The organism is Microcystis sp. M165S2 (assembly GCF_020245885.1).
Classification (GTDB): domain Bacteria; phylum Cyanobacteriota; class Cyanobacteriia; order Cyanobacteriales; family Microcystaceae; genus Microcystis.
In genome coordinates this window covers 1-10,135 of the sequence record NZ_JADBTZ010000014.1, presented here as the reverse complement: position 1 = coordinate 10,135, position 10,135 = coordinate 1, and the positions used below count along the sequence as shown (strand labels likewise).

The window sequence follows — 10,135 nt, the reverse complement described above, 5'->3', positions numbered from 1 at the left end:
TCTGAAATGGGGCGAAAGTCTGTGGACTCTGTGTAAGACAGTACATGGTTTTTTAACTGTGGTATGCGACGGTGGTGGAAGCAGAAACTTAAATCGTGAGGTTTAGGAATCGCCGCACTTTTAGGGCGGCGAGGATGTCAAAAACAAAACCCCCCACCAATGGGCGGGGGGTTTTTTAGTTACCTAATTCAAGGTTTAGCCGAACTTGCCAGCAGTGGAAGCGATCAAGAAGGCGGCGTAGGTGAAGATATAGCCAACGGTGAAGTGAGCTAAACCAACCAAACGAGCCTGAACGATCGAGAGAGCCACGGGTTTGTCTTTCCAACGAACCAGGTTCGCCAGAGGAGTACGTTCGTGGGCCCAAACGATAGTTTCGATCAACTCTTGCCAGTAACCGCGCCAAGAGATCAGGAACATGAAACCGGTTGCCCAAACGAGGTGTCCAAAGAGGAACATCCAGGCCCAGACAGAAAGGTTATTAACACCGTAGGGGTTGTAACCGTTGATTAATTGAGCCGAGTTAGCCCAGAGGTAATCGCGGAACCAGCCCATCAGGTAGGTGGAGTTTTCGTTAAACTGAGCCACGTTACCCGACCAGACACCGAGGTGTTTCCAGTGCCAGTAGAAGGTTAACCAACCCAAGGTGTTCAACATCCAGAACATGGCTAGATAGAAGGAATCCCAAGCAGAGATGTCGCAAGTACCGCCACGACCGGGACCGTCGCAAGGGAAGGAATACCCGAAGTCTTTTTTATCGGGCATTAATTTGGAACCACGAGCGTCTAAAGCACCTTTAACCAGGATTAGAACGGTGGTGTGTAAACCAAGAGCGATCGCATGGTGAACGAGGAAGTCGCCAGGACCGATGGTTAAGAAGAGGGAGTTAGTGCCGCTATTGATTGCGTCTAACCAACCGGGTAACCAAACATCACCGTAGTTGGGATAGGCGGTGTAAGCGATGCTATCGGGGTTAGACAACAGTACGTTCATGCCGTACAGGGTTTTACCCGAAGCTGCTTGCACGAATTGAGCGAACACAGGTTCGATGAGGATTTGTTTTTCGGGAGTACCGAAAGCGACGACTACATCGTTATGAACGTAGAGGCCGAGGGTGTGGAAACCTAAGAAAAGGGAAACCCAGCTTAGGTGAGAGATGATCGCTTCTTTATGCTCCAGCATCCGCGCCAGGACGTTATCTTTGTTCGCTTCGGGATCATAGTCACGCACGAAGAAGATAGCACCGTGGGCGAAAGCACCCACCGCTAGGAAACCAGCGATGTATTGGTGGTGGGTATAGAGAGCCGCTTGGGTAGTGTAGTCCTTAGCGATAAAGGCATAAGGGGGTAGCGCGTACATATGCTGCGCCACCAGAGAGGTGATCACGCCTAAAGAAGCGAGAGCCAAACCGAGTTGGAAGTGGAGAGAGTTGTTAACCGTGTCATAAAGATTTTTGTGACCGGCTCCTAACTTACCACTGGGGGGTCTGTGTGCATTGAGGATGTCCTTGATGCTGTGACCGATGCCCCAGTTGGTGCGGTACATATGACCAGCCACGATGAAGATCACAGCGATCGCCAAGTGGTGGTGAGCCATATCGGTTAACCAGAGGGACTCGGTTTGGGGATGGAAACCACCTAAGAAGGTGAGAATCGCAGTTCCCGCGCCTTGGGCAGTACCGAAAATGTGGTTAGCAGTATCGGGGTTTTCCGCATACACACCCCAGTCACCGGTGAAGAAGGGTAGTAAACCCGCCGGGTGGGGGGGAGTGGAGAGGAAGTTGTCCCAACCAACGTGCTGACCGCGGGATTCGGGGATAGCAACGTGAACGAGGTGTCCGGTCCAAGCTAAGGAGCTAACACCGAACAGAGCGGCGAGGTGGTGGTTCAGGCGAGATTCAGCGTTTTTGAACCAAGCGAGGCTAGGACGGAACTTAGGTTGTAAGTGTAACCAGCCAGCAAAGAGGAAAATCGCCGAGAGAATCAGCAGGAACACCGCACCTTGGTATAGGTCTTGGTTGGAGGTCATACCGATGGTGTAGAACCAGTGGTAAACCCCGGAATAGGCGATGTTAACCGGATTAGAAGCACCAGCTTGGGTGAAGGCATCCACAGCGCCTTTACCGAACTGGGGATCCCAAATCGCGTGGGCGATGGGACGGATATTTAAGGGATCTTTGATCCACTGCTCGAAGTTACCTTGCCAAGCGACGTGGAATATCGTACCGGAAGTCCACAGGAAAATGATTGCAATGTGGCCGAAGTGCGACGCGAAAATCTTTTGGTAGAGATTCTCTTCCGTCATGCCATCATGACTTTCAAAATCGTGGGCTGTGGCGATCCCGTACCAAATCCGACGGGTGGTCGGATCTTGGGCTAGATCTTGGCTAAATTTAGGGAATTTAGTTGCCATAGCTGTTTAGGAAATTCTCCTCTCTAAATAACTGAGGCTCTTACACGAGTGCTGGTTATTTCCTTTTTTAAATTCACCTTCTGTAATAGGAAACGCTTACAGAGGTATCGGTCAATCGACGCTGGTTGAGCCTAGTCTTGCCAATCCCCGGGGGACTGGCAAGCCCTTATAGGCAAGTTTAGCCAATCGAGAGACTTCTGGCCAAGAAGAATGCCCAAGTGGTGACAATACCGCCTAAGAGGTAGTGAGCCACACCAACGGCACGACCTTGAATGATGCTCAGGGCGCGAGGTTGGATAGCGGGGGCAACTCTTAACTTGTTGTGCGCCCAAACGATCGACTCGATTAATTCTTGCCAGTAGCCGCGACCACTGAACAGGAACATCAAGCTAAACGCGAAGACGAAGTGACCGGCTAGGAACATGATTCCGTAGGCGGACAGGGCAGAGCCATAGGAGTTAATGACTTGAGCCGATTGCGCCCAGAGGAAATCCCGTAACCAGCCGTTGATGGTGATGGCACTTTGAGCGAAGTTACCGAGGGTAACGTGGGTGACAGTGCCATCGGGGGCGACGGTTCCCCAGACATCGGACTGCATTTTCCAGCTAAAGTGGAAGATTACGACCGAGAGGGAGTTGTACATCCAGAACAGGCCGAGGAAGACGTGATCCCAACCCGAAACTTGGCAGGTACCGCCGCGACCGGGACCATCGCAGGGGAAACGGAAACCGAGATTTGCTTTATCGGGAATCAGACGGGAACCGCGAGCGTAGAGAACCCCTTTGAGGAGAATCAACACGGTTACATGGATGGTGAAGGCGTGGATGTGATGCACGAGGAAATCGGCAGTACCGAGAGTGATCGGCATCATGGCCACTTTGCCACCCACTGCTACCACGTCGCCACCGAAAGCATAACTAGCGGTAGTTAGAGCGTTAGGAGCGGTGTTGCCGGGGGCTAGGGTGTGGAGACTTTGTACCCATTGGGCAAAGATGGGTTGTAGTTGAATTCCCGTATCCGAGAACATATCTTGGGGACGACCAAAAGCCCGCATGGTGTCGTTGTGAATGTATAAACCGAAGCTATGGAAGCCGAGGAAAATACATACCCAGTTCAGGTGGGAGATAATTGCGTCGCGATGACGGATCACCCGATCGAGCAGGTTATCGACGTTTTTGGCCGGATCGTAGTCCCGTACCATGAAGATCGCTCCGTGCGCTCCCGCACCGACGATTAAGAAGCCACCGATCCAAGTGTGGTGAGTGAACAAGGATAGTTGGGTGGCGTAGTCAGTCGCCTGATAGGGATAGGGCGGCATGGCGTACATATGGTGGGCCACGATGATGGTTAGCGAACCTAAGAGAGCAAGGTTAATCGCTAACTGAGCGTGCCAAGAGGTGGTCAGGATTTCGTACAGTCCTTTGTGACCTTGACCGGTGAAGGGACCTTTGTGGTTTTCGAGGATTTCCTTCATGCTGTGACCGATACCCCAGTTGGTACGGTACATATGACCAGCAATGATGAATAATACAGCGATCGCCAAGTGATGGTGAGCGGTATCGGAAAGCCAGAGACCACCAGTCACGGGGTTCAAGCCACCTTTGAAGGTGAGGAAATCCGAGTAAGCACCCCAGTTAAGGGTAAAGAAAGGGGTCAAACCCTGGGCGAAACTGGGATATAAATCCGCCATCTTGCTCGGTTCGAGAATGAACTCGTGGGGCAAGGGGATGTCTTGGGGAGCTACTCCAGCATCGAGGAGTTTGTTCACCGGTAAAGAAACGTGAATCTGATGACCGGCCCAACCTAGGGAACCTAAGCCGAGTAAACCCGCCAAGTGGTGGTTCATCATCGATTCCACGTTTTGGAACCATTCCAGTTTCGGTGCGCTTTTGTGGTAGTGGAACCAACCGGCAAACAGCATCAGACCCGCCATAACTAAACCACCGATAGCGGTGCAGTATAGCTGATAGCTGTTGGTGAACCCGGAGGCGCGCCAGAGGTAGAACAGACCAGAGGTGATCTGAATACCGTGGAAGCCACCGCCCACATCGCCGTTGAGGATGCCTTGACCGACGATCGGCCAGACCACTTGGGCGCTGGGTTTGATGGCGAGCGGGTTGGTTAACCAAGCTTCATAGTTAGAAAATTTCGCGCCGTGGAAGTACATTCCACTCAGCCAAACGAAGACAACGGCGAGATGTCCGAAGTGGGCGCTGAAGATTTTCCGAGAAATATCTTCTAGATCGCTGGTTTGACTATCAAAATCGTGGACGTTGGCGTGTAGGTTCCAAATCCAGGTGGTGGTTTTGGGTCCTTTGGCTAAAGTGCGATCAAAATGCCCCGGTTGACCCCACTTCTCAAAGGAAGTAGGTACTGGGTCTTTATCTACAATCACTTTAGCTACCGCTTTGGGGGGGAGTGCCATGAGGATTCTCCTCTCTCGACAATAGACTTAGCGTTTTATTTGAGGATAGATTTTTTAACCTAAAAAAGGCAAGTTGAAATCTGACCCACCTTTTGTTAATGTCGCTTGACTTTCCTCTTGGGTGAGATTCCAGTCGAAAGCATCAATAGTAGATGATAAGTCTTTGTTCTCTTGTCTGTTCATTATGCTTAACAATAATTAAAATTCTCTTAATCCTTGATAGGAGAGACGTTTTCTGCTATGGACGGTCTCAGTCAGGGTCAGACTGGTGATTTTTCTTGACAAAAGTTTATTAATTGTCGCCCCAGAAGCCGATTTCCCCCTTTTATCCCCCACCAGACCATATAGAAAATTCAATAGATAGATTCTCAAAAAACAATCAAACAATTCTGTAAAATTGAGGCCATAACCTGATCTTCTCGCGCTTTTGCTGACACCAGAGCATTCAATGACTCTCGCAAAAATCAATGGTTTGTATAGATTTTGGCCTTGGCTCTAGGAGGAACGTGCTATCCCTACTACATAAATTAATCCCAGTCAAAACCCTTCATATATGTCTTGTGATCGGTTTACTGACCACCCTGTTAACCGCCTGTGGCGATCGCCTGACGGCTACCAATCTCCCCACTTCCGAAACCTCTAATCTTTCCGTCGTTCGAGGCCGCATTTCTGAGGTTGCCCCCCCGGCCCTAATTCAGCAACTGCGCCCCAGTTTAGATCGTTACGCTCCCCAAGTAACGATTCTCAGTCCTCTGGCCGAACAAGTTTTCGATGACCCTCAGGTGACAGTTAAACTACAAGTGTCAGATCTGCCAATTTTCCAAGACGACACCCTGAAATTAGGACCCCACTTGAGCCTAATTGTCGATAATGAACCAGCATCGGCTATCTACGACCTCAAGCAACCGATTATCTTAGAAAATCTCGCCCCCGGTACTCACACCCTCCGCGTCTTGGCCCTGCGGCCTTGGCAGGAAAGTTTTAAAAATGATGGGGCCTTCGCTGAAACAACCTTTCATATTCTGACAAAAACAGGCAAAAATGCCCCTGATAACACCTTACCCCTACTAACCTACAGTCATCCGCAAGGAATCTACGGTGCAGAACCGATCCTGCTCGATTTTTATCTGAGTAATGCTCCTCTACGTCTGCCCAATACTGTCAACGAGGATAATAGTCTTCAAAATTGGCGCATTCGTGTCACTGTCAACGGTGAAAGTTTTCTGCTTGATACTTGGGAACCGATCTATCTCAAGGGTTTTGACAAGGGCAATAACTGGGTACAATTAGAATTCATCGATGGTAAGGGAAATAAAATCGAAAACGAGTTTAATACCAGCGTGCGCGTGATTAGCTTTGATCCCTCTTACCAAGACGGCCTTAGTCAATTAGTCCGCGGCGATTTATCCCCTATAATTGCCCGTAGCATTGTTGATCCCAACTATAAAACCATTCCCAGTCTAGAGGAAAAAACTCCCATAGTTGAGGAAGAAACCCCCGTTATTGAGCCAGAAACCCCTATAGTTGAGGAAACCCCCGTTATTGAGGAAGAAAGCCCAATAGTGGAAGAAACCCCCGTTATTGAGCCAGAAAGCCCAATAGTGGAAGAAAATCCTGTTATTGAGCCAGAAAGCCCAATAGTGGAAGAAAAACCAGTAGAGACAGAAACAATAGAAAATGTGGAGGAAACCCCTGAAGCGCTCGAATCTCCCTTAACCACCATACCGGAGACAAAGGAGATTAACGAACCGGCCTCTAGTATTTAGCCTCCGGTAGAAGTGGAACCTATTCCCGAACCCCAGAACAATAGCGAGCAAAAAATCACCATTTTCGATCGCATTCAACAAACCTTAAATCGTTTCCAGTTACCCTCTCCCCCAGCAGAAACAGATAGCGAACTACCCATCCTCGATCCTGAATTATTCACCAATGGGGATAGGGGTTAGGGAATAGGGGTTAGGGAATGGGGAAATGGGGATTTTTCAGTGAGCAGTGAACAGTAAACAGTAATCAGTGAAAAGAAAGTTCCCAAGTTTGCTTCTATTGGAGTTAAAGTGATAAGCTTATCTTATCGAAAAAAGGGCATAAGCCTTATGTCCCTACCATTAATATCGTGCCGGCTGTAGGGGCGCAAGGTTTGCGCCCATTATGTAACATTGTGAACATTTTTCACCTGATGTCCAGAAGACCCCGAAGTTTTCACCTAACACTGTCCACTTAAAACTGCAATCTGATAACTGATAACTGATAACTGAAATCCCCAACACCTCGATCGAGAAATTATTAAACAAATATTTCGCAATATAGACAAAATTGGGAACTAAGTTATAATCTAGAACGTCTCTATGTAATTTACTAACTTTTTGCTTGAGGTAATTGTGTTTAACAAAATTTCCCTTGTCGCTGGTTTTGCCGGTTTAGTTGCCCTAACCACCGTTGGCGCTGTACCCGCACAAGCAGGACCGGAAAATAACGAAATCCTGATCAGTCAACTGCGCGGCCATAACACCTACAGAGGTGAGCCGCAACTCAACCCCGGTGACTATGTACTAGGTCGCGTTCGGGGAACCGTGGGAGGGATTATGTCCATCCAATTGATCAGACCTGTAACAGTGGATGGCAAAGAAATTTTCAGTGGCGACTTTGCTGACGGAACCACCGCTCGTATTGTTGGGGATGCCACCGGTGGCGACGATGTACTATTGCAAGTGGTAGATGGCAAGTTAATTTATGTGGGTAAAGCTCGTCCCTATTGGGTTTCCCGCTTGAAACTAAAATCGGAAATCACCACCAGCAGCAATCGCTCACAACTTTTAAGAGAAGTTAACCAAAAAGAACGCGCTTGGGGACTTCCCGCTTTACCCCCGGAAACCAGAACCTTTACTGAAGTTGCTCCTCAACCCGCTCCCGAGCCTAGTGTATCTCCTATCCGCGGACTTTGGTAGTGGCAAGACATCAGCAGAAAATCTCTTGTCTTTAGACTGAGAAGCTGAAAAATCTTCTCAAAATTTAATACAAATATACTAAAACCCCCCTTTTTTCGATCGAAGGAGGGGTCTTTTTTCGTCAAAAATTGAGAAATAATTGGATTTCAGCCCAGATTCTCGTCAAAACATCGGTAAGGGCATGATCGCTATCTAATTCGACTAATTTTACCCAAGGGCGATTTATGCAATAATGGCGACTATTTTCTAGGGGAATCACCTCATCGGCACGACCATGAATAATCAGGGTGGGGAGCTGCCTGATTAACTTTTCTTGGGGATAATTAGCTAAATCCTCGATGAATTTGTAATAAATTGGCAGAGAACGACGATAACCGTAGTGATAAACCGATAAACTCCCAGATTTTTGCCAATTGGCTAGGGTTTCTGCTCCCAATTGTCCTAACCAAATCGGCCCGAAATTAAAAGCCGGAGCTAATAAAACGAGCCTTTGCACCTGAGAATAAGTTTCTGCCAGCCAAGCTGCCGTTAAACCGCCAAAACTGGAACCAATCAGAGTAACGGGAAGCTGAGATTGTTCAATCAATTGGCCGACTTGAACAATCTGACGAGTGAGAGTTAAGCTAGAAAAGTTATCACCGTTAAGATCGGCAATTTCCATTGCTAAACCCTTATTTTGCCAACAATGTCTCAAAAATTGCGCTTTTGTTGATTGGGGGCCAGAAGCAAAACCGTGTAGATAAATATGTCTGTTATCAAGGACTGCCATTCTAGAACCAATTAGATTTCTTCATCTTGCTCTTTGGTGGCACTGGGAGAAGAATTATAAATGGCATCTAACTGCTGACGAGCATCTTCGACAGTGAGAGAACGAATCACTAACAAAGGTTCATTGATTAGTTGTCCGGACTCGTCCAAAAGTTCGGGATGGGAAGTCATGGGATAACCGTAGGGATTATAGGAATTACCCGATTTAGCAGGACGTTTCTGGGAATCCATGCTGACAGTAATCAGACTACGAATTAAATTATTAATGGTCAAAAAAGCGATAACCGTGAAGGCGAGGATATAGAGCAGATGTAGCATTGACTAAGTCTCCCATGAATTATGTGTGAATATTCCTAATTGCCAAAACTTTATGCTAAAAATTCGCTCAACTCTCTAGCTTACCAAAAAGTTTCAGATTAAGCGTCAGTTTGAGGAGATTGATATTCTCCCCAACCCTGTAATCGACGACGACGACTGCTGACACCCCAACACTCTGCCACCAACTGATGCCAAGGCAACAACATCTTGGCCTCAATACCCACCTGACCACCTGTGGTTTTAAAGAGTAAATGAGCCGTAGCCACCTCCTGTTGGGCGTTTTTGACTCTGGCCAATAAATCGTTTTGTTCCTCGAGGCTGAGAAAGGATAATCTCTCGGATTCGAGGAGGAGACGGGAACGGGAAAACCAATGGGTGAAATCCTCCAGTAGAGGTTCCAAGATAGTTTTCAGGAGTTCGTTTTCGGTGGGTTGCGAAGGGAACATTATTCTTATAATGACGATTTTGCTTACCTTAATCTTAGCGTTATTTATATTTCTTAACATTGTGACGGGAAAATTTTAAGATTTGCCCCGGCTGTAGGCGGCACTAAAGAAGTCCTGTTCACAACTAAGGGCATAACGATAGGATAAAGAGATATTTTCCGTCATCAGAGCGTATTTATCCGCCAATTCCTCTAACTGGCTTGCTAAAGCTGCGAATTCATCCCCACTATAACTATCAATCCAAGCTTGATAGGGATTCTCAGAAATCGGCTCTAAGGCTAATTGTTGACCCAGATAAGCATAAAGACGCATACAGGGACTCATCGCCACGGCAATCGCACCGATATCACCCATCCAAGCGGTAGCGAGAAGAAAATCCCGATAGCGACGGGTGGCATTAGCGGGCTGAACCTTTCTTAGGTCAACCCCCCACTGTAAAGCGTAATTTTCATGTAATTCTAATTCCTGTAATAGTTAGTAAAAGTATAGTCAAATATAGACAGACTGAATTCCATTTCAGAAATTCCCTTCACTTTTGCTTCGAGAGATTAATTCTCCTTGGGTGAACTACGCACCTCTCTATCCCATAGCGGTTAAACGCATTTGGGAATGCTTTTCGTAAAATATTGTAGGAACCTATGACATCAGATTGGCAAAGAAATCCTCTATCTGTACGATATAAACCTCGCGAAATTCGGTTTCCTGAAAACACTGGCTTTTCAGTTATCTGTCCATAAACGGGGAGAGGATCGTCATTCAAAAAATTAGAAGCTGAGGTATAGGATTCTTCTTGAAGAATCACAGAGATTCCTTCTAATTGACAT

At 47.5% G+C, this 10,135-nt stretch carries 6 protein-coding genes and 3 pseudogenes; 2 read left to right on the top strand and 7 right to left on the bottom strand.

Features of this window, described 5'->3' with window-relative positions; translation table 11 throughout:
• Nucleotides 1–195: 195 nt before the first annotated feature.
• Both psaB and psaA read right to left on the bottom strand, forming a co-directional pair.
• Nucleotides 196–2,409, bottom strand: a complete 2,214-nt coding sequence (gene psaB / locus IM479_RS00810) for a photosystem I core protein PsaB (RefSeq protein ID WP_002770787.1) — start codon at nt 2,407–2,409, stop codon at nt 196–198.
• 178 nt (nt 2,410–2,587) lie between these two features.
• Nucleotides 2,588–4,834, bottom strand: a complete 2,247-nt coding sequence (psaA, locus tag IM479_RS00805) for a photosystem I core protein PsaA (RefSeq protein WP_287685760.1) — start codon at nt 4,832–4,834, stop codon at nt 2,588–2,590.
• 467 nt (nt 4,835–5,301) lie between these two features.
• Here psaA and IM479_RS00800 point away from each other — a divergent pair.
• Nucleotides 5,302–6,780: pseudogene (locus tag IM479_RS00800) on the top strand (hypothetical protein).
• Between the two features lie 432 nt (nt 6,781–7,212).
• Nucleotides 7,213–7,779, top strand: a complete 567-nt coding sequence (locus tag IM479_RS00795; protein WP_287685758.1) for a hypothetical protein — start codon at nt 7,213–7,215, stop codon at nt 7,777–7,779.
• Between the two features lie 121 nt (nt 7,780–7,900).
• On the opposite strand, the gene IM479_RS00790 is transcribed toward IM479_RS00795, so the two are convergent.
• The 5 genes and pseudogenes from IM479_RS00790 to IM479_RS00770 form a co-directional block, all read right to left on the bottom strand.
• Nucleotides 7,901–8,548, bottom strand: a complete 648-nt coding sequence (locus IM479_RS00790; RefSeq protein WP_286824802.1) for a YqiA/YcfP family alpha/beta fold hydrolase — start codon at nt 8,546–8,548, stop codon at nt 7,901–7,903.
• An 11-nt stretch (nt 8,549–8,559) separates the two neighbouring features.
• Complete coding sequence (locus IM479_RS00785; RefSeq protein ID WP_286824801.1) at nt 8,560–8,865, bottom strand: DUF2973 domain-containing protein; 306 nt, start codon at nt 8,863–8,865, stop codon at nt 8,560–8,562.
• A 98-nt stretch (nt 8,866–8,963) separates the two neighbouring features.
• Complete coding sequence (locus IM479_RS00780; RefSeq protein ID WP_286824799.1) at nt 8,964–9,371, bottom strand: DUF2605 domain-containing protein; 408 nt, start codon at nt 9,369–9,371, stop codon at nt 8,964–8,966.
• A gap of 15 nt (nt 9,372–9,386) precedes the next feature.
• Nucleotides 9,387–9,785, bottom strand: a pseudogene (locus tag IM479_RS00775) (thiaminase II/PqqC family protein); the annotation flags it as partial.
• A gap of 55 nt (nt 9,786–9,840) precedes the next feature.
• Nucleotides 9,841–10,135: pseudogene (locus IM479_RS00770) on the bottom strand (RNA-guided endonuclease TnpB family protein); the annotation flags it as partial.

Coding starts and splice junctions, on each gene's coding strand:
- psaA (WP_287685760.1), bottom strand. CDS start 4,834: ATGGCACTCCCCCCCAAAGCGGTAGCTAAAGTGATTGTAGATAAAGAC.
- IM479_RS00780 (WP_286824799.1), bottom strand. CDS start 9,371: ATGTTAAGAAATATAAATAACGCTAAGATTAAGGTAAGCAAAATCGTC.
- IM479_RS00785 (WP_286824801.1), bottom strand. CDS start 8,865: ATGCTACATCTGCTCTATATCCTCGCCTTCACGGTTATCGCTTTTTTG.
- psaB (WP_002770787.1), bottom strand. CDS start 2,409: ATGGCAACTAAATTCCCTAAATTTAGCCAAGATCTAGCCCAAGATCCG.
- IM479_RS00790 (WP_286824802.1), bottom strand. CDS start 8,548: ATGGCAGTCCTTGATAACAGACATATTTATCTACACGGTTTTGCTTCT.